Here is a 26,418-nt window from a genome sequence, read left to right as displayed (position 1 = left end):
CTCGCCGGGTTGCCTGTCAGCTGTTTTCCTTGCCCAGCCAGCGATACGTCAAGGCACCCATGGCCGCGCCCACCAGCGGTGCGAGCCAGAACATCCATAACTGCTCAAGTGCCCAGCCGCCTACGATCAAGGCCGGGCCAGTGCTGCGTGCCGGGTTGACGGAAGTGTTGGTGACCGGGATCGAGATCAGGTGGATCAGGGTCAGCGTCAGGCCGATGGCTATCGGTGCCAGACCTGCAGGGGCGCGCTTGTCGGTGGCGCCCATGATGATCAGGATGAACATCGCCGTCATCACCACTTCGCACACCAGCCCCGAGATCATCGAGTAACCGCCTGGGGAGTGGTCGCCATAACCATTGGCGGCCAGTCCGCTGGCGGCCAGGTCAAAGCCGGGTTTGCCACTGGCAATCAAATACAGCAGCGCGGCGGCGATGATGCCACCCAGAACCTGGGCCACCATATAGGCAGGCAGCTCTTTTGCAGGAAAGCGCCCGCCCACCCACAGTCCGAACGATACAGCGGGGTTAAGGTGGCAACCGGAGATATGCCCTATGGCGAATGCCATGGTGAGGACGGTAAGGCCAAAAGCGAGTGCGACTCCAAGCAATCCGATACCGACGTGGGGGAAAGCTGCGGCCAGCACTGCGCTGCCACAACCACCAAGAACCAACCAGAAAGTACCAACCAACTCCGTAGCCGAGCGTTTGAGCAAGTTCATTTCAAGGTCCTGGATAGATAAATCTATCGACCGGATGACGCCGGGATGCATCCTGCGTTAATTGCAGAGCTCTCCTGAATTCATACTTCAGTACAGCAGGCCGCCAAGGATTGGCAAGCGTCCAAAAAAAACGCCAGAGCCCTTTAAAAACGGGCGCTGGCGCTGTGTATCAGTGGCGTTACAGGTCTGCTTTTTTTACCTCAGTCCAGCCCTACAAACCCGCCTGTTTGATGCTGCCACAGACGTGCATACAAGCCACCATGGGCGAGCAGTTCGGCATGGGTCCCGGACTCGGCGATATGGCCTTTTTCCAGAACCACCAACCGGTCCATCCGGGCGATGGTGGACAGCCGGTGAGCGATGGCAATCACGGTTTTGCCTTGCATCAGGGTTTCAAGGCTTTCCTGGATGGCCGCTTCCACTTCGGAGTCCAGTGCAGAGGTGGCCTCGTCCATGATCAGGATCGGTGCGTTCTTGAGCAGTACCCGGGCAATGGCGATGCGCTGGCGCTGGCCCCCCGACAGCTTGACCCCGCGCTCACCCACGTGGGCGTCGAAGCCGCTGCGGCCCTGGGCATCGGACAGGTTGGGGATGAACTCGTCGGCGCGGGCCTTGCGTACCGCCTCCCAGAGTTCTTCATCGGTGGCGTCCGGTTTGCCGTACAGCAGGTTGTCGCGGATCGAGCGATGCAGCAGCGAGGTGTCCTGGGTGATCATGCCGATTTGTTCGCGCAGGCTTTCTTGAGTGACTTCGGCAATATTCTGACCGTCGATCAGGATTCTTCCGCCTTGCAGGTCGTACAGGCGCAGCAGCAGGTTGACCAGCGTTGACTTGCCCGCGCCGGAAGGGCCGATCAGGCCGATTTTTTCGCCGGGTTTGATCACCAGATTGAGGTCGCTGATGATTCCGCTGCGTTTGCCGTAGTGGAAATCCACGTGTTCAAAGCGCACTTCGCCGCGGTCTACGTTCAGGCGCGGTGCCTGTTCACGGTCAGTCACGGCAACAGGCTGGGCGATGGTCTGCAAGCCGTCCTGGACCATGCCGATGTTTTCAAAGATGCCGTTGACCACCCACATGATCCAGCCGGACATGTTGACGATGCGAATCACCAGCCCGGTTGCCAGGGCAATTGCCCCCACACTGATCAGCGACTGGCTCCATAACCACAATGCCAGGCCGCTGGTGGTCACGATCAACAGGCCGTTGAGGGTGGTGATGGTGACATCCATGCTGGTCACGACGCGGCTGGCCAGCTGGGTTTTTTCGGTTTGCTCGATGATGGCTTCGCGGGCGTACTGCTGCTCGAAGTTGGTATGGGCAAAGAGTTTGAGGGTGGTGATGTTGGTATAGCCGTCCACAATCCGGCCCATCAGTTTGGAGCGGGCGTCGGAGGACACCACCGAGCGCTCTTTGACACGGGGCACGAAATAGTAAAGCGCGCCGATATAGCAGGCGATCCAGGTCAGCAGCGGGATCATCAGGCGCCAGTCAGCCTCGGCAAACAGCACCAGCGAGCTGATGGCATAGATCAATACATGCCACAGGGCATCGACGGCCTGCACGGCCGAGTCGCGCAGCGAGTTGCCGGTTTGCATGATGCGCTGGGCAATACGCCCGGCGAAGTCATTTTGAAAGAAGTTGAGGCTTTGCTTGAGCACGTAGCTGTGGTTTTGCCAGCGGATCATGCTGGTCATGCTCGGGTTCAGGGTCTGGTGCACCAGCAGGTCATGCAGGCCGAAGAAAATGGGGCGGATAATCAGTGCAACGACCGCCATCCAGATCAGCTCGTTGCTGTGGATTCTGAAGAAATCGGTAGTGGGCGTGCCCTGGGTCAGGTCAATCAGTGTGCTCAGGTAGCTGAACAGAGAGACTTCGATCAAGGCGGCAATCAGCCCGACCACCAGCAGGGCGGCAAAGATCGGCCACACCTGGCGCAGGTAGTAGTAATAAAACGCCCAGACAGTACTGGGTGGAGCAGGCGTGGGAGCTTCGCGGAAAATATCGATCAGCTTTTCAAAATAGCGATAAAGCATTGGCACTGACGCCCGCAGCGCGGGCTCTCCTTTAGTGTATGACCCCCCACAATCCTGCAGGAGCGAGGTCGCTCCTGCAGGTTCAGTATTCGGTCAAATTCCTTGCGTGAACCCTTCCGTCAGTCGATGCGCTTGGCGGACTTGATGAGCACAGGATCGATCGGGACATTCTGCATGCCTTGTTTAGTGGTGGTCTGCGAGTTGACGATCTGGTCAACCACGTCCATGCCATTCACAACCTTGGCGAATACGGCATAACCGGCGTCACGGCCCGGGTCCAGAAACGCGTTGTCCGCCACGTTGATAAAGAACTGGCTGGTGGCGGAGTCCGGGTTGGAAGTACGGGCCATCGACAGGGTGCCACGCACGTTGTGCAGGCCGTTGCTGGCTTCGTTCTTGATCGGGTCGCGGGTCGGCTTTTGGGTCATTTGCTGGGTAAAACCGCCGCCTTGCACCATAAAGCCCGGAATCACACGGTGGAAAATGGTGTTGTTGTAGAAGCCGCTGTCGACGTACTCCAGAAAGTTTTTGCTGCTGATCGGGGCCTTGACCGGGTCCAGTTCGATTTCGATCTTGCCAAAGCTGGTGTCCAGCTCAACATGGGGCGCTTTGGTCGGTGCGGGGGTGGCCGCCATGAGGTTGGCAGCGAAGAGCAGGGCACCGGCGGCGAGGGCAATTTTTTTCAGCATGGGTCTAGGATCCTGGACAGTGGGAGCAACTGCGCGAGAGCACTCACGCACGATGGAATAGGGTGATGGCGGGACCGGCCGGTTCAGACTGGTCGCGCACTTTGGACAGGATATTCGCGATCATTGTTCCTGCCCACCGTTGTCATGCCCGCACAGGGTTGATCAACCTTGCAGGGGGGCTGCAAAAGGTGCGTCCAGAGGCGCTGTATCAAAGGTACGCAATAGCTCGACAAGTATTTGTGTGGCCGGGCCCAGGGGTTTGTCTTTGTTGGAGTACAGGAAGAACAGCGGGTGACGGCTGCCGCCCTGATCCATAGGCAACTGTTTGAGCACGCCTTCCTTGAGCTCGCGTTCAATCATGTGCCGCGGCAACCAGGCAAATCCCAGGCCGCTGCCCACAAAGGCTGCAGCCGTAGCCAGGCTGCCGACGGTCCAGCGCTGTTCCGCCCCCAGCCAGCCCATGTCGCGCGGTTGCTGGCGTCCCGAGTCGCGGATCACCACCTGAAGCTGGCTTTCGAGATCCTGAAAATGCAATTCGCGCTGCAGGCGATGCAGCGGGTGATCAGGGTGCGCAACGGCAACAAACTCCACGGCACTGAGCTCGGCGCCCAGATAGCCGGGGATGTTGAAGCTGCTGATGGCCAGGTCGGCCACGCCCTCAAGCAGTACCTCTTCAACGCCCGACAGGACTTCTTCGCGCAAGCGCACACGGCAACCGCGGCTTTGCGGCATGAACGCGGTCAGGGCGCGTACCAGCCGTGCATTGGGGTAGGCCGCATCGACCACCAGCCGTACTTCGGCTTCCCAGCCCTGCTCCATATGGTGCGCCAGGTCTTCGAGCTGGCTGGCCTGCTTCACCAGTTGCCGGGAACGGCGCAGCAACACCTCACCGGCTTCGGTGAGCACCGCTTTGCGCCCGTCGATACGTAACAACGGCACGCCGAGTTGATCCTGCATGCGGGCCACGGTGTAGCTGACGGACGATTGAGAGCGATGGAGGACTTCAGCTGCCTGGGCGAAGCCGCCGTGGTCTACCACCGCTTGCAGGGTGCGCCATTGATCAAGGGTTACACGGGGCGCCTTCACGATGAATTCCTTTGCCGGGAGTCTGGGTTATTGCGATCTGTAGCAGCGGCTACAGGTGATCGCTATATCAACAGGATTATAGATAGGTTGAAGCAAGTTTTTGCGCTTTTTCATCGAAGCTTTGCCCTCTAATCTTCGCTCCATCGTCTTACAGCATTTACAGATGGAGTCTAGCCAGCATGTCACGAGTTCTGATCATTGAAAGCAGCGCGCGCCAGCAGGATTCGTTTTCCCGTCAGCTGACCCGGCAGTTCATCAGCCAATGGCAATCGGTCCACCCCGGTGATCAGATCACCGTTCGCGACCTGGCATTGAACCCGGTGCCGCACCTGGACGCGGACCTGCTGGGCGGCTGGATCAAACCTGAAGAACAACGTTCTGCAACCGAGAAAGCCTCCCTGCAGCGCTCCAACGAGCTGACTGATGAGCTGCTGGCGGCTGATGTGCTGGTGATGGCGGCGCCGATGTACAACTTTGCGATTCCAAGCACCCTCAAAGCCTGGCTTGACCATGTGCTGCGGGCCGGCACCACCTTCAAATACACAGAAACCGGGCCCCAAGGGCTGCTGACCGGCAAAAAAGCCTACGTGCTGACGGCGCGTGGCGGGATCTATGCCGGCAGCCCGGCGGACCACCAGGAGCCCTATCTGCGTCAGGTGATGGCTTTCATCGGCATTCACGACGTGACCTTCATCCATGCCGAAGGGATGAACCTGGGCGGTGACTTTCAGGAAAAAGGTTTGAACCAGGCCAAGGCCCGGCTTTCTGAAGTCGCATAGGCTGTTAATCGACAGATAATCGGCAGCGGGCTTAATCGCTTCATTGCTCCTTCAAGCATGCGGTTCGCGCATCGAACCTCCCTTTGCACTTCTCTCCTGAGTGCTCATACCCGGTCAGCTTTAACGCTGGACCGGGTTTTTTTTGGCAGGCATTTCGCCTGCGGCGCAAAACCGCTAATGTCGCGCCCTGCGAAACAAGCCGGCGGACGTATCTGCCGTCAGGCAATCACGACTTTCCGGGCGAGACATTCATGGGTTATCTGCTAATTGTGACGCTGATTCAGGCGTTTTCCTTCAGCCTGATTGGTGAGTATCTGGCTGGACACGTCGACAGCTACTTTGCAGTGCTGGTGCGGGTGGTACTGGCCGGGCTGGTGTTTATCCCGCTGACCCGCTGGCGCCAGGTGGAACCCGGTTTCATGCGCGGCATGCTGTTGATCGGTGCCTTGCAGTTCGGCATCACCTACGTCTGTCTGTACCTGAGCTTTCGCGTGCTTACGGTGCCCGAAGTCCTGTTGTTCACCATCCTCACGCCGTTGCACGTGACATTGATTGAGGATGCCCTTAACCGGCGCTTCAACCCCTGGGCGCTGGTAGCGGCGATGGTGGCTGTATCGGGGGCGGCAGTGATCCGCTTTGACAGCATCAGCGGGGACTTCTTTAAAGGCTTCCTGTTGTTGCAACTGGCCAACTTCACCTATGCCGCCGGTCAGGTGCTGTACAGGCGTCTGGTGGCGCGCTATCCGACTGAATTGCCGCATTACCGACGTTTCGGTTTCTTTTACCTCGGCGCGTTGGCGGTGGTATTGCCGGCCTTTCTTGCATTCGGCAAAGCCGACTTTTTACCCGACGCGCCTTTGCAGTGGGGGGTGCTGGTGTTTCTGGGGCTGGTCTCCACGGCCTTGGGCATGTACTGGTGGAACAAAGGTGCCTGCCTGGTCACGGGGGGCACTCTGGCGGTGATGAACAACCTGCATGTGCCGGTGGGGTTGTTGCTCAACCTGCTGATCTGGAATCAGCATGAACCGCTGGGCAGGTTGTTCCTTGGGGCAGGGGTGATTCTGCTTGCCGTCTGGATCAGCCGCCTAGACCGCAGGGCTGTGACGGTCTAAGGTTTTTGGCAACCCATCCACCTAATGGAGACCAGAGATGACAGTCAGGGTGTTGATCTTGCCGGGTCTGTTCAATTCAGGAGCAGAGCATTGGCAATCACAGTGGGAACAGCGCTACAGCGGGTTGCACCGGGTCAAGCAGCAGGACTGGGAAACCCCGGCCTGTCCGGATTGGGTGCAGCGCCTGCAAGAGAAAGTCGCGGGCAGCCAGCGCCCTGTAGTTCTGGTGGGGCATAGCCTGGCCTGTACGCTGATTGCGCGTTGGGCGCAGCAGCACCCGCAAGCGGCTGAACGTGTTCGTGGTGCGTTGCTGGTTGCGCCCAGTGATACCGAAGCTGACAGTTACCCGTCGGGTACCTCGGGTTTTACTCCCATGCCGCTCAATCGTCTGCCTTTTGACTCTATTACTGTGGCCAGCACTGACGATCCGTATGTATCCGTCGAGCGCGCAACCGCCTTCAGCGATGCCTGGGGCAGCGAACTGGTCATGCTGCAAAAGGCGGGGCATATAAACGGTGATACCGGTTACGGTATATGGCCGCAAGGGATTGGGCTCCTATTCAAACTCACCGGTGATCCGCAATTTAAATCCCAGTAATGTTATAAGCCGCATTAACCCTTCTGATAAAAGATATGAGGGTGTGCGGCTTTAATCAAAGAATCACACCAGGGGTTGGCGGCGCCAAATTTATGTTGCAGCCATTCTGCAGGCACATACACATGATCAAAACAAATAAGGCTCGGGACTTTATCCTGTAACGATGCAAGGCTGACTTCTTTTTCCGAACCGCCCATGGCCGCCGCCATGAATACAGTGCCGTCCGGTGTTAGTGCCAGCGAGCGCTTCCAGGCAGGCAAGTGACGCGTTCTTTTGCAAATGGGTTTTATCCAGCGTATAGGGCGAGCCACGGAATATCTCTCCATGTTATGGGGCAGGTGCTGTTTTGGGCAGGTGTGGCGCTGAATAGGTATTGCGGTAGACGTCGTTCATTTGTTGCAGGGGGGTATAAAAACCTGAGGCGGTGTTCGAATGATACTGGGTGATCAAATCGATATTGAATGGTGCGGACGCAGTGGCTTTCGACGCCCCGGTTGAATAGCGTGCGTCAGGGGCGCCAGCATAATTGAACGGCAATGAATCGTTTAATGTATGGGCCAGCGTTGGCAATAACCCATCAGGATCGAGGTCTGTCGCTGGAAGAGCAGTTGGGGGCTGAAAATGGCTCTGGCACACGGCAGTGTAAAACAGGCACAGGCTCAGGCAGTACCGGAGCAGCCGGTGTGGGTACGCACGTGTCATTCGATAAGCTCATGGGGCTGACTTAAGGGAAGGACACGGTAGCGCAGGGGGAAAAGGCGGGCTTGTGCGTTGTCTTAATTAACCTTACTGAACCATAATCCTGGCCGGTTTCAGTCGGAAAATTGAAAGGTCCAAGCAAGGGCGACTAAAGTTTGCTGGGTTTAATGCCGATGGTTTTTAACGCGACAAATGCCGTTTTTTGTAATTAACCATAGGCTGGCCGCTGCTCTGTACTCGGCGTTTAGTTAGCTTCTGTCCCTCAGGAGTCTCGCAAAATACCCGCAGTCTTGGCCCGGGTGTTTTGATGGCGGCACTTGTATTTCACCTACCGGGGTACATGGCATACGCCGGTCAAAAAATTGTTTATGTTGTAGTAGTACTCGTTATCGGAAAAGTAATTGAACGTCATCAGGCCCCCGTGCATGCCCCTGGACATGAATGGCGTGTTCTTGCCTGCCGTGTCGTTATCGAAAATCACCACGTTGGAGGTTTCGAACAGAAATCTTGAGGTGTCGAGTTTTTCAGTCGAAACTTCAAATTTACGGTTGTAAATATAGGTGACGTTATCCGGGCTTTTAATTTTGTAGTACACATAAATGGCATCTTCCTTGGGGGAAATGGTGATGTCACCTGCGCCAGACCATCGGTCAGCGCTGTACTCCATATTGTTGAAGTAAACAGAGGCGTAACAGGGGGCTCTGGGTATGTCTTTGTAAATAATCCAGGCATGGCGCGCACTCAGGCCACCAAAAACCAGCAGGGATAACAGACCTGTACAGACTAAGGTTTTTTGCCAACGATCTGGTAATTGGTGCATATGGCCTCTCCTTTACTTTCAGGCTTTTCGCAACTGATCACTAACTGTGACAATGGCTTTCTGACGTAATAACTGGTGCCTGAAAACAGCAGGTTGGGGTCAAAAGGTTTCATGTGTTCGGCAATGTCATCCCTGGATAATTTCTCGCTGGACTCGACATACAGTGTGTGGCCGTTCTCGCTCCAGATGGCTTTCCAGCCTTCAAGTTCCGGAGGGCCGCAGAGTATTAGCCAGGCATAAACTACCGGCATCACCAGCCCGCCAAGCACGACGGCATAGCCCGCAATGATTCTGAAGTAGTTACGGGGTTGTGGAGCAGGTACCGGGGAGGGAGCAGGCGCAGGGATCACAACAGCTTGAGCGCTCGAGGGCTCGGGCAGTAAAGTCGGTGCGCCTGATTCTGCAGGGTATTGAATGGGGGTGTTTTCAGCGCCGGGCTCTGTCTGCACGCTGTCGTCATGGGGTTCACGTTGACTGCTCAGGGTGACAGTGCACAGCAGAAGCACCCCTCTTCTGGGCAGGGTTTTGATGGCATGGCGGGACAGTCCGATTACCGAGAAGTGCGTGCGTAATGTGTGCAGGGTCTTGTAATAACTGCCATCGGATACCACGAGACCGCGTTCGCCCCACACTCGGCTGATAAGTAACTCTTTATCGGATACGCCATCTATCAGTGCGAGCAAAAAGTCACTTTCGTTACTGCCTAACTGTGCGGTTTTTTCGTCCCTGGTGAGTTGCATTAACTCTGGATCATACAAGCAAGCAGGCTCCATCCCGCGTTGCGCTGATTCAGCGTCTGTTTGTTTCACCTGTTTTGTTCCTTGTGTCACTTAAGCCTGACCGTGTGCACATGGATTATGCCGGTTTAGCGCTGTGCACTTGAAGACGTCAGTGTTAACCGTGGAGACACTATTCATTCTTTTTCAGGCAGGCGCGACTCCAGGAGTCGCGCCGGTTGATCAGGGTTCTTTAGCCAGCACGGGCATCAGGCCGTTGCGCAGATCATTGCCGCTCGGCTGTTGATAGATGCTCAAGCCGAACTCGGGCATCACTGACAATAGATAGTCAAAAATATCGCCCTGGATTTGCTCGTACTCGTTCCACACCGTGGTGCGGGTAAAGCAGTACACCTCCAGCGGCACGCCCTGGGCTGTGGTTTGCAGCTGACGCACCATGCACGTCATGTTTGGCTGAATTTCGGGATGGCTTTTGAGATAAGCCAGCGCATAGGCGCGGAAGGTCCCGATATTGGTCATGCGTCGACGGTTGGCTGCCAGAGCGGCCACATTGCCCTGTGCTTCGTTCCAGCTTTTGAGTTCAGCCTGTTTGCGGTGCATGTAATCACTGAGCAGGCGTATTTGCTCCAGACGCTGTTCCTGTTCATCGGTCAGAAACCCGATATTTCCGGCATCGATAAACAGGCTGCGCTTGATCCGGCGTCCGCCGGATTGCTGCATGCCGCGCCAGTTCTTGAACGACTCGGACATCAGGCGCCAGGTCGGTATCGAGACGATGGTTTTGTCAAAATTCTGCACCTTGACGGTGTGCAGGGTAATGTCGATGACGTCGCCATCGGCGCCGACCTGAGGCATTTCGATCCAGTCGCCGACCCGCAGCAGGTCGTTGCTGGTCAACTGCACGCTGGCCACGAACGACAGCAAAGTATCCTTGTAGACCAGCAAGATGACCGCAGACATCGCGCCCAGGCCCGAGAGCAGCAGCATTGGCGAGCGATCGATCAGGGTCGCGACAATGATGATGGCGGAAAATACATACAGCAGCATTTTGGTCAGCTGGATGTAGCCTTTGATCGGGCGGGTCTTGGCGTAGTTGGTGCGCGAATAAATATCAAGCAGGGCATCGAGCAGGGCGCTGATTACACGGGTCAGCACAAAGATGGTGATGGCCAGGGCCAGGTTGCCGAGGAAGTGGCGACCGGTTTCGCTCATCTCCGGCACCAGGTTGCGTCCGAACTGCACCATCAGCGATGGCGTCAATTGTGCCAGGCGGTGAAACACCTTGTGCTGGCGCAGGTCGTTGATCCAGTGCAGGGCGGGTTGGCGACCGAGCATCTTGGTAATACGCAAGATCACAATGCGCGCGACGTGTCCGGCTAGTAGGGCGACGCCCACCAGCACGATCAGACCGAGGATGGTCGATACCCAGGGATGTTGGTCCAGGTTGGTGTATAGATCCTGAATTTGAGTCCAGAGTGTTTGAGTTTCCATAAGCGAAAGCGTGATCCCAAAGAAAAATATCCTTGGGATTAGAGCACTTCAGAGCGATTTATGGGCTTTCGTTGTACTAAAGACACTGAAAAACCATTTGTTTCATGCCGTTTGTACAAAGAAACTCGGCCTGGACGCTCGAAACGGTTAATCTATGCCGCTGATTTTTTGCATTTCTTCGAGGTAGCACCCGTGTTTTCCGATTTCGCCCTGCACGAACGCCTGCTTAAAGCTGTGGCCGAGCTTAAATTTGTCGAGCCAACGCCTGTGCAAGCCGCGGCCATCCCGCTCGCGCTCGAAGGGCGTGACCTGCGGGTTACAGCTCAAACCGGGAGTGGTAAAACGGCCGCTTTCGTTCTGCCGATTCTTAACCGCCTGATCGGCCCTGCCAAGATCCGTGTGAGCATCAAAGCGTTGATCTTGCTGCCGACTCGCGAGCTGGCACAGCAAACGCTGAAAGAAGTTGAGCGTTTTTCCCAGTTCACGTTCATCAAGTCCGGTCTGATCACGGGTGGTGAAGACTTCAAGGTTCAGGCTGCCATGCTGCGCAAGGTGCCGGATATCCTGATCGGTACTCCGGGTCGTTTGCTGGAGCAACTGAACGCCGGCAACCTGGACCTCAAAGAAGTTGAAGTGCTGGTGCTCGACGAAGCCGACCGCATGCTCGACATGGGCTTCTCCGAAGATGTTCAGCGTCTGGTCGACGAATGCCCGAACCGTCAGCAAACCATGCTGTTCTCGGCCACCACTGGTGGTTCCGGCCTGCGCGAGATGATCGGCAAGGTCCTGAACAATGCCGAGCACTTGCAGCTCAACCAGGTCAGCCAGCTGAACGCTACCACGCGTCAGCAAATCATCACCGCTGACCACAACCAGCACAAAGAACAAATCGTTAACTGGCTGCTGGCCAACGAGACCTATCAAAAAGCCATCATCTTCACCAATACCCGTGCCATGGCTGACCGCATCTACGGTCGCCTGGTGGCGCAGGATTACAAGGCGTTCGTCTTGCACGGTGAGAAAGACCAGAAGGATCGCAAGCTGGCGATCGATCGCCTGAAGCAGGGCGGCGTCAAGATCCTGGTGGCCACCGACGTGGCGGCCCGTGGTCTGGACGTTGATGGCCTGGACATGGTGATCAACTTCGACATGCCTCGCAGCGGTGATGAATACGTCCACCGTATCGGCCGTACCGGCCGTGCGGGCAATGATGGCCTGGCGATCTCGCTGATCTGCCACGGCGACTGGAACCTGATGTCCAGTGTTGAGCGTTACCTGAAGCAAAGCTTCGAGCGCCGCACCATCAAGGAAGTCAAAGGCACCTACGGCGGACCGAAAAACGTCAAGGCCTCGGGCAAAGCCGTTGGCGTGAAGAAGAAAAAGACCGATGCCAAGGGCGTCAAGAAGAAGACCGGCGCCAAGGCACCGACCAAGCGTAAAATAGCCAACCGCCCTAAGACCGATGCGCTGTCGCTTGTCAGCAAGGACGGCATGGCGCCGCTCAAGCGCCGCAAGCCAGAAGCACCAGCCGCTGAATAAGGCGCTGGCGTGACATAAAAAACCCCGGCCAAGGCCGGGGTTTTTTGTGGGTTTTGATTACGCCACAACACCTGAGGTGGTGGGGCTGGTTCGCATTGTCTGGAGGAGCGTTCACCCGTCAGCCAGAAAGCTGAACGTCCGCCCGGCGCGCCGGTCACTACTGATGAGGTCTTATTTCATCGAACCGTACGGAGCGTAAAGCTGATGACTACTTACAACTGGCCACTGATTGAACGTCTGCTGCATGAAGTGCAGAACAGTGCAGGTGAAAACTTCGCGCCGCGTGCCTATGCCGAAGAGCACGCGGCTGCGCTGGCCGCCGCCGGGCAGCCGATTGGCAATCTGGATGACCTGAAGATGCAGGCTGCAGATTACGAGGCCTTGCTGCTAAAGCGCGGCTTTATCGAAGCGCGGCCGGAAGATGAGGGTGGCAATGGCGAAAACTTCATCCTGACCCCGCGTGGTGCCAGCTTGTTGAGCCTGATCGACAGCAGCATCCCGGGCAACGATCACCCGGTGCAGGTGCTTGATGAGCAAGCTGACGCGCTGGACCCACAGACCTTTGATGCGCTGGCGGCGAAGGCTCAGATAGCCTGAACAGGGTGGCGTAGCCTGCCGAGTGTCAGTAAAAAGACCGCTCGGCCTTGAAGGTCAGCAGGCCGTCGCACTGGCTGTTTTGCCCTGAGTAGGCGGAGCACTCACCGCCATCGAGGCTGGAATCACTGTAGATCAGGTTCAGGTCGACCCCCATCCACGGGCGCGAGAGCTTCACTGACCAGTCATTGAAGGCGCGCACGCTGCCGCCGTCTGCGATGGACACCGGGGAACCCAGCTGGTGGGTGGTGTATTTCATGCTGACACCGATGCCAAAGGGCTGGTTGACGCCCAGGTCGGCAAACAGTGTGCTGTCGCGCCGGTCCGGATCGTTGCTGAAGGCTGCGCCAAAACGGGTGCCCAGGATCGTGAGGCCGGCAAAAATCTGCTGGCTGTCGAGTTCGTTGAGCTTGGGATAGCTGTAGTGGATCATCCCCAGCTCGTAGCTCAGGGTCTGGTCGAAAGGATGCTTGTAACCCAGGTAGGAATCGACTTCGAGGTTGCTGCCAGGCTTGATGCCCATGGTCGGCGCCCATTGCCCCGCATACCAGCCGCTGTCATGGCTCAAGTCCAGGCCTCCATGGAAGGTCGAACCGGAGCTGGTGGGCTTGACCAGGCCCTGGGCCATGCTACGACTCGGCTGGGTGGCAAGCTTGAGGTCAAAGTCGCCGAGCTCGCGGGAAAATACCTGAGCATTGACCATGGTGCTGACCAGCAAAGATGCGGCCAGCAGTAACGCCTGTGTCAGCATGGTTCACTCCCTCATGGCTGGAAGGCTTGATCTAGAGGCTTTAGAGGATACGGATGAATGCCGGCGATCGAGTGCCGTTCGTCTATTTTTGCTGTTCGGGGGAGAAGAGGCGGGCGGAACAAAGGGGCAGGTCGATAGTCCTAGCGCTTTGGAAGGCAAAGCGCATGAGGACCAGATGACGCGAGGGGTATTACTTTTTGCCGAGCGTGATTTGCTTGGACGGGCCAAATGTCTGGCCGCTGACGCCTTTATTGATTTGTTGAATCTCGCCGCCGGATTTCAAGAATGCTTCGATTTGTGCATTGATTGAATCACTGGTTTCAACTGCGGGAGCTGGCTTTGCTTTGCTGGCGGATGCTTTTACACGCATGGCGGCTATTGACCTGTAGAAAATAACTTGGTCAACGATAGTACCTGAAAAGCTTGACAATTGCTTGTTAAATATCTTCCTAAAATAAGGAAGGGTTTTTTCACGTTACATAATTGAAGGCTTAATAGTTCCCTAACTCGCTGTTTTAATTCACTACATCCGGCTTTTAAAAGCAGAGCAGGGAGCAAGGATGGAGGGGCGGGACCGTTCACAGGGTGACGAGTGGCACCCGCACACCGGGAAAAAAACCTGATAAATCAGGCCTGTCGCAGATTTTTTGTCTGCCGGGCTGCGGCGCTCCCGTTCACGCACCTAAACTCGGGTAGAATGCCGCCCACGTAATGAGGGTATTGGACATGGCTTTAATCGGTCGCTACAACAGTTTGCAAGTGGTTAAACATACCAACTTTGGTTTGTATCTGGACGGTGGGGCAGACGGTGAAATCCTGTTGCCCAATCGTTATATTCCCAAAGATATTCCAAGTGAAGATGAAGACTGGCTCAATGTCTTTGTTTATTTGGACAGTGCTGACAAGTTAATTGCCACCACTGAAAAACCAAAAGTTCAGGTCGGTGAGTTCGCCAGTCTTAAAGTGGTTGAAGTTAATAGCATTGGTGTCTTCCTCGATTGGGGGCTGCCTAAAGATTTGCTATTGCCGTATTCCGAAGAAAAACGCCAGATGACCGCCGGCGAATACGTGGTGGTGCATGTCTACCTCGACAAGCACACGCGCCGTATCACCGCGACTGCGCGTCTGGACCGCTATCTGGACAAGACCCCGCCGACTTATCAGGTGGGTCAGGAAGTTGATCTGTTGGTGGCCGAAGCCACGGACATGGGCTTTAAAGCCGTGATCAACAACAAGCACTGGGGCTTGATCCACAAGAACGAGATCTTCAAGTTCATGCGGGCGGGCAAGCAGGAAAAAGGCTACATCAAGGAAATTCGTGCTGATGGCAAGATCAGCCTGAGTCTGCAGCCGGTTGGCCAGGAAGCTGCCAGTAGCCTTAACTCGAAAATCCTCAGCAAGTTGCGCGATAACAACGGTGTGTTGCCGGTCAGTGACAAAAGTGCACCTGAAGTGATCAGCAATCTGTTTGGCGTCAGCAAGGGCAACTTCAAAAAAGCCATTGGCGCGCTATACAAGGAAGGCAAGATTGCGATTCATCCGGATCGCATCGAATTGATCTGATCCAGCACAAGGGGTGGTGACATGAGAAAAGCGGTATGGGCGTATGCCGGTGTGTTACTGGCTTTTCTTGTGCTCGACGGCCTCTGGCTGGGCGTGCTCATGAGCTCTACCTATAGGGAGCTTTTGGGCCCGCTGATGCTGGCGCAGCCCAAGTGGGGGCCGGCTGTGGCGTTCTACCTGCTGTATGTATCGGGCGTGGTGTTCTTTGTCGTGTTGCCGGCCCTGGGGCGGGGCAGTGCGCGCCGGGCCGCAGTCAGCGGTGCGTTCTTCGGGCTGGTGGCCTATGGCACCTACGACATGACCAACTGGGCGACCCTGCAAGGCTGGTCGGCCCAGTTGGCCTTGATGGACATGGCATGGGGCGGGTTATTGACTTGCCTGGCCTCACTGTCGGGTTACTGGACGGCGCGCAAGCTGGCGGTCTGACCCTGCCCTGTAATACATGAGCAACAATTTTTTGATCTTCCCGGGTCGTGGCTTTTTCAGGTGGTGCTATGAGTGTTACGCGGCGGGCAACGGATGCTTTCGCACTGCAAGTCATGCTTGGCTTGTGCCTGATCTGGGGTGTGCAACAGGTCGTGATCAAGACGGCAGCCCCCGACATAGCACCCGTGATGCAGGCCGCCGCACGTTCCGGCATCGCGGCGCTACTGGTAGGCTTGCTGATCTGCTGGAAGGGCGGCTGGAGCCAGGTTCCACACACCTGGCGCGGTGGCCTGCTGGCGGGCAGCCTGTTCGGTCTTGAGTTCTTCTTTATTGCCCAAGGACTGCAACTGACCAGCGCCGCGCACATGTCGGTATTCCTCTATACCGCACCCATCTTTACTGCCCTGGGAATTAACTGGCTATTGCCAAGCGAGCGTTTGCGACCGTTGCAATGGCTGGGTATTTTTCTCGCGTTTCTGGGTATCGCCTTTTCCTTTGCCGGCGGGATTTCTTTTGCCGACATGGACCGCAACATGTTGCTGGGCGACGCCTACGGTATTTTGGCGGGCATGGCCTGGGGGGCGACCACGGTAGTGGTACGCGGCTCCCGGTTATCCGAGGCGCCGGTGACGTTGACCCTGTTTTACCAGCTGATTGTCGGCTTTGTGGGGCTATTGGTGATTGCCGCCGCCAGCGGGCAGATCAGTCATGTCAGCCTTACCGGCGTGGCGGTGGCCAGCGTCCTGTTCCAGGGGCTGGTGGTGTCGTTCTTCAGCTACCTGGTGTGGTTCTGGCTGCTCAAGCGCTATATGGCCTCCAATCTGGCAGTGTTCTCGTTTATGACGCCCTTGTTCGGCGTCACATTCGGGGTGCTGATTCTGGGCGAGCCCTTGAGCTTCAACTTCGTGGTGGGCGCTGTGCTGGTGCTGTTCGGCATCACCTTTGTCAGTGCGGAGCAGTGGATGCGTCGTAGGCTGCGGGCACTGCTGGGGCACTGACTGACCGCCAGGCCAGCAATCCGGCCAGCAACAGTCCGCTGGCAGCGATGAGTAGCGCCGGGTGCAGTGTTCCACTGAAATGGCTGCTGAGCGCGGCCAGCAATGGACCGGTTAGTTGTCCCACAGCAAAGCAGGCAGTGAGCAAGGCCGCATTACGCTGCGTTGCGTGAGGAGCCAGCTCCCTGGAACGTTGCATGACCAGTGGCATGCAGGCCAAAAAGGGTGTCCCGCACAGGATTACCCCCAGCGCCAGGCCGGTACTGCTCGGCAACAGGCACGCCAGCACGCCCAGTGCCTGAATCCATAGCCCGCCCATTAACCACAACCCCGTGGTACCCGGGGCGGGGCGGCGCAAGCTGATCAGCACCACACCTATTGCTGCGCACAACCCGAAGGCGGGCCAGAACAAGTCTGCTTGCCATTGCCCATGGAACCGGGCGTTGGCCATTTGTGACAAAAATGTCGCCGGAATGATGTAGCCCAAACCATAGAGCCCATAAATTGCCCCAAGGCGGCCAATGCCGGGCTGGCGGGTGCCCGGCTGCGGGGTGTGCGGCCGGGCTGTCAGAGTGGCCGGTTGCGGCAGAATCGGCATGATCGCCAGCACCATGATCAGTGCCGCCGCGGCGTAAATTAGCCAGAGCGTGGCCGAGTTTTGCCCCAGAACGTTGGAAAACAGGGCCAGCAAACCGGTGAGCAGAACCCCCACCCCGGGACCTGCAAAGACCAGCGCCCCCAGGCGTGGACGATTAGCCGTCACGGCTATGTGCTGGCTCAGTGACGTAATCATCACCATGACCCAGGCGCTGGCAATCCCGGCTCCAAAGCGTAATAGCAGATGCGGCCAGAAGCCTTGGGCCCAGAACGAAATCAGGGTCAGCGCCACGCACAGCCATAGTCCGCCGTGAAGGCGGCCCCGTACCTGGCCCGGGCGCCTGGCGCGGATGGCGTCCAGTGCGCCGATCAGATACCCCAGATAGTTGGCGGCCGCGATCAGGCCGGCACCGGTCAGATCTATCTGGCCTTCACTGATCAAATGCGGCAATTGTGGGGTCAGGGAGAAGCGGCCAATACCCATGGCCATGATGAGCGCGATGAAGCTGGCTAGCAGGCGGATGAAGGGGGGCATGCTGCTGTTTCCTTAAGTGAAATCATTGACCGTCAGGCTAGAGGACATTGACTTTCCTTAAAAATGAATAATAGTGACCTACTTGTTCTGTTTTGGAGAATGTCGTGGAGTTCAGCCAATTACGGATTTTTCAGGCAGTGGCCGAAGAAGGTTCGATCACCCGTGCGGCTGAGCGCCTGCACCGGGTTCCCTCCAATCTGTCGACACGGCTCAAGCAGCTGGAAGAGCAGATGGGTGTCGAACTGTTTATGCGCGAGCGTCAGCGCCTGCAATTGTCCCCCGCTGGCAAGGTACTGCTCGATTACGCCGCGCGCCTGTTTGCCCTGCATGATGAAGCGCTGAGTGCCGTACAGGGTGGTGTTCCTTGCGGCAAATTTACCCTGGGTACGATGTACAGCACGGCAGCGACTCATTTGCCGAATTTGCTGGCGCACTACCACCGCACCTACCCGGCCGTGAATTTGCACGTGCAGTCGGCCCCCAGCGGCGAATTGCTTGAAGGCTTGCTGACCGGGCGTCTGGATGCCGCGTTGGTAGATGGCCCGCTGGAACTGGCCGGGCTGGACGGTATCGAGTATTGCGAAGAGACCCTGGTACTGATCAGCGATCTGGATCACCCGCCCATTACCCGGGCCCGGGATGTGCAGGGGCACGAGGTATTTGCTTTTCGTCAGGGGTGTTCGTATCGGGCGCGCCTTGAGGCCTGGTATGCAAGTGACCGTGCAGCGATGGGGCGGGTGATGGAAATTGAATCCTATCAGGGCATGTTGGCGTGCGTAGTCGCAGGATCAGGTGTGGCGTTGATGCCGGCGTCGATGCTGGCCAGCTTGCCGGGGCACGAAAATGTAGGCGTACACCCCTTGAAACAACCTTTTGCCAGCACCACAACATGGTTGATGTGGCGAAAAGGCATGACGGGCGCCAACCTGAATGCGTGGATCGAGCTTCAGCAGGCACGCAGGCCGTTGAACGCTGCAGTTTCGACGAAATTGCAGGCGACTGCTTAAAGCAGAAATGTGCGGGATTAGCCTAAAGTTCATTGACCTTAAGCAAGCATCTTGTAGGACTTAGGACTATTATCAGTGCGAAGCGACAACAGAATTCCCGTCGCCAGAGTGACCCCAAGGGGGATATATGAAAGACAAACTGCAAACATGGCTTCATGACGTCGGTGTAGCGCTCGGTCTGATCGAGCCGCCACTGCAACCCGTACCGATCCCGGTCGAGGATCCTCGTCGTCGGCCACAGCGTCGCCGCTAAGCCAGCGATCAGGCTGCTGGCCGCCGGTCATGCGTTGTACTGATCCTTGGTTGCGAGGCAGCCAAGGTGCTGCAGTAAAAAAAGGGGTACGCCCGACGTACCCCCTGAAGAAAACCATCTATCAGATGGCGCTGGCCAATGTGGCCGGGCGTCGATCCAGCAGGCTGACCACCACAAAGCTGAGCAGAGCCACACCCAGGCTGTAATAGATCGGCGTGTTGGCTTCCAGACCATCCTTGAACATAAAAACCAGTGCGGTGACAAAACCCAGGCTCATGCTGGAGATTGCGCCGGCTGTGGTGGCGCGCTTCCAGAAAATCGCCCCGATCAATGGCACCAGCATGCCGCCAACCAGCAGGTTGTAGGCCAGGGTTAGAGCGCTGATCACATCGTTGACCACCAGAGCAATGGCCAGCACCGCAAACCCGGTCAGCATGGTGAACAGACGATTGATATTCAGGCTCGACTGCTTGCCACCGCGCAACTTGGGCAGCAGGTCTTCGGTCAGTACCGTGGAGGCGGCCAGCAAGCCTGCGCTGGCAGTCGACATCATGGCCGCCAGTGCGGCAGCAATCACCAGCCCGCGAATGCCGTCCGGCAGCGAAACCTTGACGATGGCAGCGAACGCATTGTTCACGTTGTCCAGGTCCGGGATCAGTACGTGAGCAGCCATGCCGATCAGGGCGCAGGTCAGGCCATAAAGGATGCAATAGAAGCCGGCGAAGGTACCGGCATACTTGGCCACTTTGGCGGTTTTTGCGGTAAACACCCGTTGCCAGATGTCCTGACCGATCAGGATGCCGAAGAAGTAAATCATGAAGTAGGTGACGATCGTGTCCCAGCCGATACTGGTGAAGCTGAAGTTCGAGGCGGGCAACTTGCTGACCAGTTCATCCCAGCCGCCGACGCGGTAAAGACAAATCGGCAGCAGGACAAACATCAGGCCGACGGTCTTGATCACGAACTGCACGATGTCCGTCAGGGTCAACGACCACATGCCGCCAATGGTGGAATACACCACCACAACGCCACCGCCCAGCAGCACCGAAACCCAGAACGGCAGGTCAAACAGCACCTCAAGAACGGTGCCGATGGCAAGAATCGAGGTCACGCCAATCATCAGCGCGTAGGCCAGCATGATCACTGCGCTGGCCTGGCGGGCCATCGGGTTGTAACGCTTTTCCAGCACCTGGGTCACGGTGAAAATTTTCAGCTTGAGCAGCGGCTTGGCGAGAAACAGGTTGAGCGCAATGATTCCGCAGCCCAGTGCGGCGCACAGCCAGAAACCGGAAATCCCGTGTACATAGCCCAGGCGCACCGTGCCGACAGTGGAGGCGCCGCCGAGTACGGTCGCAGCCATGGTGCCCATGTACAGGGTCGGGCCCAGGTTGCGCCCGGCAACCAGATAGTCTTCGTGGGTTTTTGCCTTGCGCATGCCGTAGTAACCCAACACAAGCATTGCCGCTGCGTAGATCAGGACGACCAGTAGATCTAAAGCCATGATGGCGAGTCTCCAATTATTTTTTTTATGAGGCTGTCAGGCGATTTGTGGCATCGCCGCTTTTACGGCTGCTGTCTTTGGGGTGCTGCGTGGATTGAGGGGGCCGAACACGCAAGACGGTTCGGGGAAGAGGCTGAGCAGGGCCAGGTACACCAGCGACGCAAGGCCCAGGGTTACCGGCAGGCTGATATCAATGCCTTCGGCCAGATTGCCCAGCGGTCCGACGAACTGGCCCGGCAGGTTGACGAAGCACAAGCCCACCAGCGCACTGGGAATCCAGGCGCCCAGACCGCGCCAGTTCCAGCCATGGGTGAACCAGTAGCGGCCCCCGCTTTCTGAGCGGGTGAACACTTGCAAGTCATCCGGGCAATAGAAGCCGCGACGTTTGATCAGGCCTATGATCATGATCACCATCCACGGGGTGGTGCAGGTGATGATCAGCACGGCAAAGGTCGATACGCTTTGCACCAGGTTGGCAGCGAAGCGTCCGATAAAGATGAAGGCAATCGACATCACGCCGATCAGCAATGTCGCTTTTACCCGTGACAGCACTCGTGGGAACACGCTGGACAGGTCCAGGCCGGTGCCATACAGCGAAGTAGTTCCGGTCGACATGCCGCCGATCAGCGCGATCAGGCACACTGGCAGGAAAAACCAGCTTGGAGAAACGGCCAGCAGGCCGCCGACATAATTGTTGGCGGCGATATAGTCCGGCGCTTTGCTCGCCACAATGGTTGCCGTGGCCAGGCCAAACAGAAACGGGATCAGGGTAGCAATCTGCGCGGCAATCACCGCCAGCATGATGCGACGCTTGGGTGTGGTGCGAGGGATGTAGCGTGACCAGTCTCCGAGGAATGCACCGAAGGAAATCGGGTTGCTCATGGCCACCAGCGCGGCGCCGATAAAGGCTGCCCAAAAACCGCTCTGGCCGAGCGCGATACTGCCGGCGAACTGGCTGTCGAATGCCGGGGCAAAAGCGAAGACGCCCAGCAGGAACAACAGGCTGGCCGCCCACACTGCAATGCGGTTGACCCACAACATAAAGCGAAAGCCGTAGATGCATACCGTCAGCACCAGCACCGCGAACACACCGTAGGCCAGGCCCAGGCTAAGGTCGGTTTCCGGAATGCCGATCATGCGTTTGGCGCCGCCGATCAACGCATCCCCGGAGCTCCACACTGACAATGAGAAGAAGGCAATGGCCGTCAGCAGGGACAGGAACGAGCCGACAATCCGCCCGTGCACACCGAAATGCGCACCGGAAGACACAGCATTGCTGGTGCCATTGAGCGGGCCGAACAAGCCCATGGGCGCCAGAATCAGCGAACCCAGCAATACGCCGAGCACAATTGCCCAGGCGCCTGCCTGAAACGACAAACCGAACAGCACGGGGAAACTGCCAAGCACGGCGGTGGCAAAGGTGTTGGCGCCGCCGAAGATCAAGCGAAACAAATCGCCGGGCCTGGCGCTGCGTTCATTGTCCGGAATCTGTTCGACGCCGTGGGTTTCTATTTGACGCACATTATTCTGCTTGTTTTTATTATTCATGATCAGTTCCGGTCACATTGGCTAAGGGGGCGGCAGCCCTTCCGGCATAGCGGATAAATGTTCATGACAGGCCAGCCACAGGCCTTGTTGTTCTTGTGTGCGAGATCCCTGTCTCTTGAAGACGATGGTCTCGCGTTCCTGGCTAAAAAATTGCTCCCCTTGCATGCGCAGCTCGGTGGCCACGTCATGCACAAACACCGCCACGTCACCTTGCAGGCTGACAAAGGCGTTGCTCGAGATGCATGAGAGCACCTCGAATCCTTCCTCCCGGCGCCAGCTGTCCCACAAGGCCTGATAGGCGTCGCGAGTCAGCAGGGGGCGGGGCAAGGTATAAAACACAAAGCTGGCGTCGGTGCTGAACGCGCCGAAATAGGCTTCACGATCATTACGCGCGAATGCCGACACCAGATTTGCCGCGGCACGCAAAACCTCATCACGTTCGCTCATGGTCAAGTCTCAGCGGTGCACAACGCCGGGAAGTACGCAGAGCATTTCGTAGAGCAGGTTGGCGCCCAGGAGCGAGGTATTGCCGGTGGTGTCGTAAGGCGGCGAGACTTCTACCAGATCACCGCCAACCAGGTCGAGGCCCTGGCAGCCGCGAATGATCTCAATTGCCTGAATAGTGGTCAGACCGCCGATTTCCGGGGTGCCGGTGCCGGGTGCCCAGGCAGGGTCGATACCATCGATGTCAAAGCTGAGGTACACCGGACCGTTGCCGACTTTTTCCCGGACTTCGGCCATCAGGGGGGCCAGCGACTTGTGCCAGCATTCTTCGGCCTGTACTACGCGAAAGCCCTGGGTGCGGCACCAGTTGAAGTCTTCTGCGGTGTAACCCTGTGCCCGCAGGCCGATCTGTACCACGCGGTCACAGTCCAGCAGACCTTCTTCCACGGCGCGGCGGAAGGTGGTGCCGTGGGCGATTTTCTCGCCGAACATGTGGTCGTTCACGTCGGCGTGGGCGTCGATGTGGACCAGGCCTACCTTGCCGTGCTTTTTATGAATGGCCCGCAGGATAGGCAGGGTGATGGTGTGATCGCCGCCCATGGTCAGGGGGATGACATCGTGCTCAAGGATGTCGTCGTATGCTTCTTCGATGATGCGCACCGAATCCAGCAAGTTGAAGGTGTTGATTGCCACATCACCGATATCAGCCACCGATAGCGAGTCGAACGGTGCGGCGCCGGTAGCCATGTTGTAGGGGCGGATCATTACCGATTCAGCGCGGATTTCGCGAGGTCCGAAACGGGTGCCGGGGCGCAGCGAGGTGCCGATATCCAGTGGTACGCCGATAAATGCGACGTCCAGCCCTTTGGCCGACTCCAGGTGGGGCAGGCGCAACATGGTGGCTATGCCGCCAAAGCGCGGCATTTCGTTGCCGCCCAGTGGTTGATGAAGAATTTTGTCCACGGCAGAGGCCTCGTTGTTTGTTATGGGTATGGCGGCCGATTCTGCGAAAGGAGGGGGGCTGAAAGAATCCCTAGGGGCAAATACTTAGTTCATGTTTTTCTAAACTAATGCTGGGGCTCGGGGTAGAATTTGCCGCGTGAATCCTGCCGGGCCGATGTGGGGCCTGGCTTGCAATCTGGTGTACACGAGAGCCCGGGTTGAGGCGCTGGCACGCCAGCTTCCTCAGGTTGAATGTGTTTTTTGTTCCGCCTAATCATGTGAGTCTTTATGGCCAGCGCTTTACCTGATCTAAAACTATTACGAATTTTTACCAGCGTGGTCAGGCACCAGGGGTTTGCCAATGCCCAGCAGGCACTCAACCTGTCGACCTCGGCCATCAGTACTTACATGAGCCAGCTCGAATCCAATCTGGGGCTGGTGCTGTGCCATCGCGGCCGGGGCGGGTTCAGCCTCACCAGCAAGGGCGAGTTGTTTCATCAGGAAACATTGCGCCTGCTGGGTGAACTGGAGGGGTTTGAGCAATATGCCGCAGCGCTCAAGGGCGAGTTGCGCGGCACCCTGAATCTGGGCGTGATTGATTCCACAGTCAGTGATAAAGCGCTGCCTTTTGCCCAGGCAATTGGTGACTACAGCCAGGAACACCCGGCGGTGCATTTGCACCTGTCCGTGATGAGCCCGTATGAATTACAGCTCGGCGTGCAGGACAATCGTCTGGATCTGGCCATCGGGGCGTTCTCTACGCGCATGAGCGGTCTGGTCTATCAGCCGCTGTATCGCGAGCAGCACTGGCTGTATTGCAGCACGCGGCATCCCTTGTTTACTGAGCGACGTATTCCGGAGCCGGTGATCACTCAGCAGCGCATGGTCGGACGCGGTTACTGGAGCCAGGCCGAGCTGGCACGTCATGGCTTCAAGCACAGTGCAGCGACAGTCGACAGCATGGAGGCGCAGCTGATTCTGGTGTTATCGGGCGCCTACATTGGCTATTTGCCGGAGCACTACGCCGAGCCTTGGGTGGAGAAGGGGGATTTGCGCGTGCTGTTGCCGGCGACCTTTGGTTATCAGGCGCCATTCTCGATGATCGTGCGCCGTGGTCGCAGTCGCGAGCCGTTGATTCAAACATTCCGCGACCTGCTCAAAGCCCAGCTTAATCAACCTTGAACGAGATTTAACTGTCATGTCCCGAGCCCAATGCTCTCGCTGCCTGCGCCCGCAAACCCATTGCCTGTGCGCCTTGATCCCGCAGCTGGACAGTCGCACCCGGGTGTTGCTGTTACAGCATCCGAGCGAGGTCGGCCATGCGCTCAATACTGCGCGCTTGGCGGATCTTGGTCTGCTTAACGCTGAGCTGCGGGTGGGGGAGGTCTTTGAGGATTTGGCCACTTTGCTCAATCCTCCGGGGTATCAGGCGCGGTTGTTGTTCCCGGGAGAAGACGCACAACTGATCGACACTGGCGAACCATCTGACGAAAGCCTGCCATGGCTGCTGGTGGTTCCGGACGGTACGTGGCGCAAGGCGCGCAAGCTGCTGCATCTGAACCCGCTGCTGGCGCAGTTGCCCAGGGCCACGCTGCCTGAAGGCGCTGTGTCGCGCTACCGGTTGCGCAAGGCGCCCGGCCCGGGGGCGTTGTCGACTCTGGAAGCGATCGTGCAAGCGTTGGAGATCCTGGAGGCGCCGACCTCTTTTGCGCCTTTACTGCGCCCGTTCGAAGCACTGATTGAAGGCCAGATCGAGGCGATGGGCGCGGATACCTACCAGCGCAACCACGGCGATAAAACCGTATAAAAAACTGTAGGCGCGATCTGTTCTGTCAAAACGGCAATAGCTCGCGAGCAAGCTCGCTCCTACAGGTGTTGGATGTGTCTCAGGGTTTTTCGAGGGTTTTCTGGCGCAGGATGTAAATGCTCACCAGCACGGCGCTGGTCAACATGAAGCCCCGGGCCCAAGGCAGCGGCACCAGGTAGCAGGACAGGCCAATACTCAGCCACATCAGGCCAATGGCGTAGACCTTGCCCTTGAGCGGTATGCCGTTGCCATCAAGATAGTCGCGGATCCATGGCCCGAGCCTCGGGTGCTCGACCAGCCATTGATAAAAACGCGGTGAGCTACGCGCAAAGCAAGCGGCAGCCAATAACAGGAAGGGGGTGGTGGGTAACACCGGCAGGAAGATACCAATAACTCCCAGCGCTACGCTCAGCCAGCCGATGGCAAACAGTGCGTAGCGCAGCAACCGCGAACGGTTGCTGGCAGGGGGCTGAATCACTTTATCAGTGGTGGCGAGGCTTGAGGATCGCCGGCTTTTCGTCTGGCGCGTTGCACAACAGGTACAGAGCGGTCAGTGCTTCCGGGATCTGAACGATCATGTCGTCCATCAGGTTGGCGTCCTGGGCGATGTCTGCAAATTCTGGCTGATCATCAAACAGGCCGGAACCGACCATGATCGGCAGCAGCATTTCACTGACTTCTTCTTCGGCGGTTTCGAACCACGCAGATTCGCGGGTAAACACGCCTTCCATGAAGCCGATACACCAGCCACGCAGATCGGAATCATCCGGGTCATCGCCCAGATCCAGATCGCAAGGCAGTTCGAATTCTTCGTCGGAAGCCAGTTGGCGAGCGATGTGGGCCTTGAGTTGAATCAGAGTGGCTTCGATCTCTGCACGCTGGGCGTCGTCTTTGTAGTGAGGCGCCTCTTCCGAGAAGATGGCATCAATCCATTCACGCTCAGGTACTGCTTCAGAGCAGATGGAAAGGGCTGTCAGAAAACCGTGGGTGGCCACGTAGTCCAGCGCCTCGTCATGCAGCTCGTCGGCGTCGAGGAAGACTTGCAGGCGGGTTAGTTGCTCAGCGAAGGACATTGAAGGACTACCTAGAAAATAAACAATAACGAATTCTAGGCTTTCTTGAGCGCCCAAGCCAGTCGCAGGGCACATTTGGCC

30 protein-coding genes are annotated in these 26,418 nt (G+C 57.4%); 12 read left to right on the top strand and 18 right to left on the bottom strand.

Annotated elements, in window-relative coordinates; all coding sequences use genetic code 11:
- Positions 1-16 precede the first annotated feature (16 nt).
- From aqpZ to AOC04_RS13055, 4 genes are all read right to left on the bottom strand, one after another.
- Positions 17-718: an aquaporin Z gene (gene aqpZ, locus AOC04_RS13070; protein ID WP_060694011.1), complete on the bottom strand. Its 702-nt coding sequence runs from the start codon at positions 716-718 to the stop codon at positions 17-19.
- A gap of 200 nt (positions 719-918) precedes the next feature.
- Positions 919-2,751 carry an ABC transporter ATP-binding protein gene (locus tag AOC04_RS13065; protein ID WP_060694009.1) on the bottom strand — a complete coding sequence of 611 codons (1,833 nt, stop codon included), beginning with the start codon at positions 2,749-2,751 and terminating at the stop codon, positions 919-921.
- A 119-nt stretch (positions 2,752-2,870) separates the two neighbouring features.
- Positions 2,871-3,440, bottom strand: coding sequence for a peptidylprolyl isomerase (locus tag AOC04_RS13060; RefSeq protein WP_060694006.1), 570 nt, complete (start codon positions 3,438-3,440; stop codon positions 2,871-2,873).
- Between the two features lie 162 nt (positions 3,441-3,602).
- On the bottom strand, positions 3,603-4,526 hold the full coding sequence (locus tag AOC04_RS13055; protein ID WP_060694003.1) for a PA3225 family LysR-type transcriptional regulator: 924 nt from the start codon (positions 4,524-4,526) through the stop codon (positions 3,603-3,605).
- A 179-nt stretch (positions 4,527-4,705) separates the two neighbouring features.
- Here AOC04_RS13055 and AOC04_RS13050 point away from each other — a divergent pair, with 179 nt between their 5' ends.
- The 3 genes from AOC04_RS13050 (at position 4,706) to AOC04_RS13040 (ending at position 7,015) form a co-directional block, all read left to right on the top strand.
- Entirely contained in the window at positions 4,706-5,305 is a 600-nt protein-coding gene (locus AOC04_RS13050) for an FMN-dependent NADH-azoreductase (RefSeq protein WP_060694001.1), read from the top strand.
- A 251-nt stretch (positions 5,306-5,556) separates the two neighbouring features.
- Positions 5,557-6,417 carry a carboxylate/amino acid/amine transporter gene (locus AOC04_RS13045; protein WP_060693999.1) on the top strand — a complete coding sequence of 287 codons (861 nt, stop codon included), beginning with the start codon at positions 5,557-5,559 and terminating at the stop codon, positions 6,415-6,417.
- Between the two features lie 37 nt (positions 6,418-6,454).
- Positions 6,455-7,015 (top strand): RBBP9/YdeN family alpha/beta hydrolase, encoded by a 561-nt coding sequence (locus AOC04_RS13040; protein WP_060693996.1) that lies wholly within the window; start codon positions 6,455-6,457, stop codon positions 7,013-7,015.
- A gap of 14 nt (positions 7,016-7,029) precedes the next feature.
- On the opposite strand, the gene AOC04_RS13035 is transcribed toward AOC04_RS13040, so the two are convergent.
- From AOC04_RS13035 to AOC04_RS13020, 5 genes are all read right to left on the bottom strand, one after another.
- Positions 7,030-7,275 (bottom strand): hypothetical protein, encoded by a 246-nt coding sequence (locus tag AOC04_RS13035; protein WP_060693993.1) that lies wholly within the window; start codon positions 7,273-7,275, stop codon positions 7,030-7,032.
- A 67-nt stretch (positions 7,276-7,342) separates the two neighbouring features.
- Positions 7,343-7,717 (bottom strand): hypothetical protein, encoded by a 375-nt coding sequence (locus AOC04_RS23820; RefSeq protein ID WP_125863026.1) that lies wholly within the window; start codon positions 7,715-7,717, stop codon positions 7,343-7,345.
- A 325-nt stretch (positions 7,718-8,042) separates the two neighbouring features.
- Entirely contained in the window at positions 8,043-8,534 is a 492-nt protein-coding gene (locus AOC04_RS13030) for a hypothetical protein (RefSeq protein ID WP_060693991.1), read from the bottom strand.
- The gene (locus AOC04_RS13025; protein ID WP_060693989.1) at positions 8,498-9,343 is read right to left on the bottom strand and encodes a winged helix-turn-helix domain-containing protein; all 846 of its coding nucleotides are present in this window, start codon (positions 9,341-9,343) and stop codon (positions 8,498-8,500) included. The genes AOC04_RS13030 and AOC04_RS13025 overlap by 37 nt, the downstream gene beginning before the upstream one ends.
- Positions 9,344-9,493: 150 nt before the next feature.
- Positions 9,494-10,762, bottom strand: a complete 1,269-nt coding sequence (locus AOC04_RS13020) for a mechanosensitive ion channel family protein (protein WP_060693987.1) — start codon at positions 10,760-10,762, stop codon at positions 9,494-9,496.
- Between the two features lie 192 nt (positions 10,763-10,954).
- Here AOC04_RS13020 and AOC04_RS13015 point away from each other — a divergent pair, with 192 nt between their 5' ends.
- Complete coding sequence (locus AOC04_RS13015) at positions 10,955-12,301, top strand: DEAD/DEAH box helicase (RefSeq protein WP_060696950.1); 1,347 nt, start codon at positions 10,955-10,957, stop codon at positions 12,299-12,301.
- A gap of 204 nt (positions 12,302-12,505) precedes the next feature.
- The gene (locus tag AOC04_RS13010; protein ID WP_060693986.1) at positions 12,506-12,898 is read left to right on the top strand and encodes a hypothetical protein; all 393 of its coding nucleotides are present in this window, start codon (positions 12,506-12,508) and stop codon (positions 12,896-12,898) included.
- A 25-nt stretch (positions 12,899-12,923) separates the two neighbouring features.
- Here the strand turns inward: AOC04_RS13010 and AOC04_RS13005 are convergent, their stop codons facing one another.
- Together AOC04_RS13005 and AOC04_RS13000 are read right to left on the bottom strand one after the other, a co-directional pair.
- Positions 12,924-13,646, bottom strand: coding sequence for a TorF family putative porin (locus AOC04_RS13005; protein WP_060693984.1), 723 nt, complete (start codon positions 13,644-13,646; stop codon positions 12,924-12,926).
- Positions 13,647-13,836: 190 nt separating this feature from the next.
- Positions 13,837-14,016, bottom strand: a complete 180-nt coding sequence (locus tag AOC04_RS13000) for a hypothetical protein (protein ID WP_003441690.1) — start codon at positions 14,014-14,016, stop codon at positions 13,837-13,839.
- 356 nt (positions 14,017-14,372) lie between these two features.
- On the opposite strand from AOC04_RS13000, the gene AOC04_RS12995 reads away from it, so the two are divergent.
- The 3 genes from AOC04_RS12995 to AOC04_RS12985 all read left to right on the top strand — a co-directional run bounded on the left by AOC04_RS12995 (position 14,373) and on the right by AOC04_RS12985 (position 16,633).
- On the top strand, positions 14,373-15,209 hold the full coding sequence (locus AOC04_RS12995) for a CvfB family protein (protein WP_060693982.1): 837 nt from the start codon (positions 14,373-14,375) through the stop codon (positions 15,207-15,209).
- Between the two features lie 21 nt (positions 15,210-15,230).
- The gene (locus tag AOC04_RS12990; RefSeq protein WP_060693980.1) at positions 15,231-15,635 is read left to right on the top strand and encodes a DUF2177 family protein; all 405 of its coding nucleotides are present in this window, start codon (positions 15,231-15,233) and stop codon (positions 15,633-15,635) included.
- Positions 15,636-15,703: 68 nt separating this feature from the next.
- A complete protein-coding gene (locus tag AOC04_RS12985; protein WP_060693978.1) occupies positions 15,704-16,633 on the top strand; it encodes a DMT family transporter in 930 nt (309 codons plus the stop codon).
- Here the strand turns inward: AOC04_RS12985 and AOC04_RS12980 are convergent.
- Positions 16,581-17,762 carry an MFS transporter gene (locus tag AOC04_RS12980; protein WP_060693976.1) on the bottom strand — a complete coding sequence of 394 codons (1,182 nt, stop codon included), beginning with the start codon at positions 17,760-17,762 and terminating at the stop codon, positions 16,581-16,583. The genes AOC04_RS12985 and AOC04_RS12980 overlap by 53 nt on opposite strands.
- A 104-nt stretch (positions 17,763-17,866) precedes the next feature.
- Between AOC04_RS12980 and ptrR the strand changes: the two genes are divergently transcribed.
- Both ptrR and AOC04_RS24340 read left to right on the top strand, forming a co-directional pair.
- Positions 17,867-18,769, top strand: a complete 903-nt coding sequence (ptrR, locus tag AOC04_RS12975) for a putrescine utilization regulator PtrR (RefSeq protein ID WP_060693973.1) — start codon at positions 17,867-17,869, stop codon at positions 18,767-18,769.
- A 127-nt stretch (positions 18,770-18,896) separates the two neighbouring features.
- Positions 18,897-19,022, top strand: a complete 126-nt coding sequence (locus tag AOC04_RS24340; protein WP_003441703.1) for a PA1414 family protein — start codon at positions 18,897-18,899, stop codon at positions 19,020-19,022.
- A gap of 121 nt (positions 19,023-19,143) precedes the next feature.
- Here AOC04_RS24340 and AOC04_RS12970 read toward each other — a convergent pair whose 3' ends face one another.
- The 4 genes from AOC04_RS12970 to speB are packed head-to-tail and all read right to left on the bottom strand — an operon-like array spanning position 19,144 to position 23,478.
- Entirely contained in the window at positions 19,144-20,523 is a 1,380-nt protein-coding gene (locus AOC04_RS12970) for a sodium:solute symporter family protein (protein ID WP_060693971.1), read from the bottom strand.
- A gap of 36 nt (positions 20,524-20,559) precedes the next feature.
- Entirely contained in the window at positions 20,560-22,071 is a 1,512-nt protein-coding gene (locus AOC04_RS12965; RefSeq protein WP_060693970.1) for a purine-cytosine permease family protein, read from the bottom strand.
- Positions 22,072-22,092: 21 nt separating this feature from the next.
- The gene (locus AOC04_RS12960; RefSeq protein WP_060693968.1) at positions 22,093-22,518 is read right to left on the bottom strand and encodes a YybH family protein; all 426 of its coding nucleotides are present in this window, start codon (positions 22,516-22,518) and stop codon (positions 22,093-22,095) included.
- A gap of 9 nt (positions 22,519-22,527) precedes the next feature.
- A complete protein-coding gene (gene speB, locus AOC04_RS12955; protein ID WP_060693966.1) occupies positions 22,528-23,478 on the bottom strand; it encodes an agmatinase in 951 nt (316 codons plus the stop codon).
- 267 nt (positions 23,479-23,745) lie between these two features.
- On the opposite strand from speB, the gene AOC04_RS12950 reads away from it, so the two are divergent.
- The gene (locus AOC04_RS12950) at positions 23,746-24,639 is read left to right on the top strand and encodes a LysR family transcriptional regulator (protein ID WP_060693964.1); all 894 of its coding nucleotides are present in this window, start codon (positions 23,746-23,748) and stop codon (positions 24,637-24,639) included.
- A gap of 16 nt (positions 24,640-24,655) precedes the next feature.
- Entirely contained in the window at positions 24,656-25,264 is a 609-nt protein-coding gene (locus AOC04_RS12945; RefSeq protein WP_060693962.1) for a tRNA-uridine aminocarboxypropyltransferase, read from the top strand.
- 79 nt (positions 25,265-25,343) lie between these two features.
- Here AOC04_RS12945 and AOC04_RS12940 read toward each other — a convergent pair whose 3' ends face one another.
- Positions 25,344-25,742: a YbaN family protein gene (locus AOC04_RS12940; RefSeq protein ID WP_171970580.1), complete on the bottom strand. Its 399-nt coding sequence runs from the start codon at positions 25,740-25,742 to the stop codon at positions 25,344-25,346.
- Positions 25,743-25,746: 4 nt separating this feature from the next.
- The gene (locus AOC04_RS12935) at positions 25,747-26,337 is read right to left on the bottom strand and encodes a UPF0149 family protein (protein ID WP_060693961.1); all 591 of its coding nucleotides are present in this window, start codon (positions 26,335-26,337) and stop codon (positions 25,747-25,749) included.
- Positions 26,338-26,418: the final 81 nt, after the last annotated feature.

Source organism: Pseudomonas versuta, assembly GCF_001294575.1.
Taxonomy (GTDB): domain Bacteria; phylum Pseudomonadota; class Gammaproteobacteria; order Pseudomonadales; family Pseudomonadaceae; genus Aquipseudomonas; species Aquipseudomonas versuta.
Note: the sequence above shows the minus strand (reverse complement) of the source record. Positions and strands in the feature narration are given on the sequence as shown.

Excerpts from the sequence above, each read along its gene's own strand:
- AOC04_RS12935 (WP_060693961.1), bottom strand. The coding sequence starts at position 26,337 with ATGTCCTTCGCTGAGCAACTAACCCGCCTGCAAGTCTTCCTCGACGCC.
- AOC04_RS23820 (WP_125863026.1), bottom strand. The coding sequence starts at position 7,717 with ATGACACGTGCGTACCCACACCGGCTGCTCCGGTACTGCCTGAGCCTG.
- AOC04_RS13030 (WP_060693991.1), bottom strand. The coding sequence starts at position 8,534 with ATGCACCAATTACCAGATCGTTGGCAAAAAACCTTAGTCTGTACAGGT.
- AOC04_RS12980 (WP_060693976.1), bottom strand. The coding sequence starts at position 17,762 with ATGCCCCCCTTCATCCGCCTGCTAGCCAGCTTCATCGCGCTCATCATG.
- aqpZ (WP_060694011.1), bottom strand. The coding sequence starts at position 718 with ATGAACTTGCTCAAACGCTCGGCTACGGAGTTGGTTGGTACTTTCTGG.
- AOC04_RS13050 (WP_060694001.1), top strand. The coding sequence starts at position 4,706 with ATGTCACGAGTTCTGATCATTGAAAGCAGCGCGCGCCAGCAGGATTCG.
- AOC04_RS12960 (WP_060693968.1), bottom strand. The coding sequence starts at position 22,518 with ATGAGCGAACGTGATGAGGTTTTGCGTGCCGCGGCAAATCTGGTGTCG.
- AOC04_RS13045 (WP_060693999.1), top strand. The coding sequence starts at position 5,557 with ATGGGTTATCTGCTAATTGTGACGCTGATTCAGGCGTTTTCCTTCAGC.
- AOC04_RS13040 (WP_060693996.1), top strand. The coding sequence starts at position 6,455 with ATGACAGTCAGGGTGTTGATCTTGCCGGGTCTGTTCAATTCAGGAGCA.
- AOC04_RS13010 (WP_060693986.1), top strand. The coding sequence starts at position 12,506 with ATGACTACTTACAACTGGCCACTGATTGAACGTCTGCTGCATGAAGTG.
- AOC04_RS12970 (WP_060693971.1), bottom strand. The coding sequence starts at position 20,523 with ATGGCTTTAGATCTACTGGTCGTCCTGATCTACGCAGCGGCAATGCTT.
- AOC04_RS12985 (WP_060693978.1), top strand. The coding sequence starts at position 15,704 with ATGAGTGTTACGCGGCGGGCAACGGATGCTTTCGCACTGCAAGTCATG.
- AOC04_RS12945 (WP_060693962.1), top strand. The coding sequence starts at position 24,656 with ATGTCCCGAGCCCAATGCTCTCGCTGCCTGCGCCCGCAAACCCATTGC.
- AOC04_RS12990 (WP_060693980.1), top strand. The coding sequence starts at position 15,231 with ATGAGAAAAGCGGTATGGGCGTATGCCGGTGTGTTACTGGCTTTTCTT.
- AOC04_RS13020 (WP_060693987.1), bottom strand. The coding sequence starts at position 10,762 with ATGGAAACTCAAACACTCTGGACTCAAATTCAGGATCTATACACCAAC.
- AOC04_RS13060 (WP_060694006.1), bottom strand. The coding sequence starts at position 3,440 with ATGCTGAAAAAAATTGCCCTCGCCGCCGGTGCCCTGCTCTTCGCTGCC.
- AOC04_RS13000 (WP_003441690.1), bottom strand. The coding sequence starts at position 14,016 with ATGCGTGTAAAAGCATCCGCCAGCAAAGCAAAGCCAGCTCCCGCAGTT.
- AOC04_RS12995 (WP_060693982.1), top strand. The coding sequence starts at position 14,373 with ATGGCTTTAATCGGTCGCTACAACAGTTTGCAAGTGGTTAAACATACC.
- AOC04_RS13065 (WP_060694009.1), bottom strand. The coding sequence starts at position 2,751 with ATGCTTTATCGCTATTTTGAAAAGCTGATCGATATTTTCCGCGAAGCT.
- AOC04_RS24340 (WP_003441703.1), top strand. The coding sequence starts at position 18,897 with ATGAAAGACAAACTGCAAACATGGCTTCATGACGTCGGTGTAGCGCTC.
- AOC04_RS12950 (WP_060693964.1), top strand. The coding sequence starts at position 23,746 with ATGGCCAGCGCTTTACCTGATCTAAAACTATTACGAATTTTTACCAGC.
- AOC04_RS13005 (WP_060693984.1), bottom strand. The coding sequence starts at position 13,646 with ATGCTGACACAGGCGTTACTGCTGGCCGCATCTTTGCTGGTCAGCACC.
- AOC04_RS12965 (WP_060693970.1), bottom strand. The coding sequence starts at position 22,071 with ATGAATAATAAAAACAAGCAGAATAATGTGCGTCAAATAGAAACCCAC.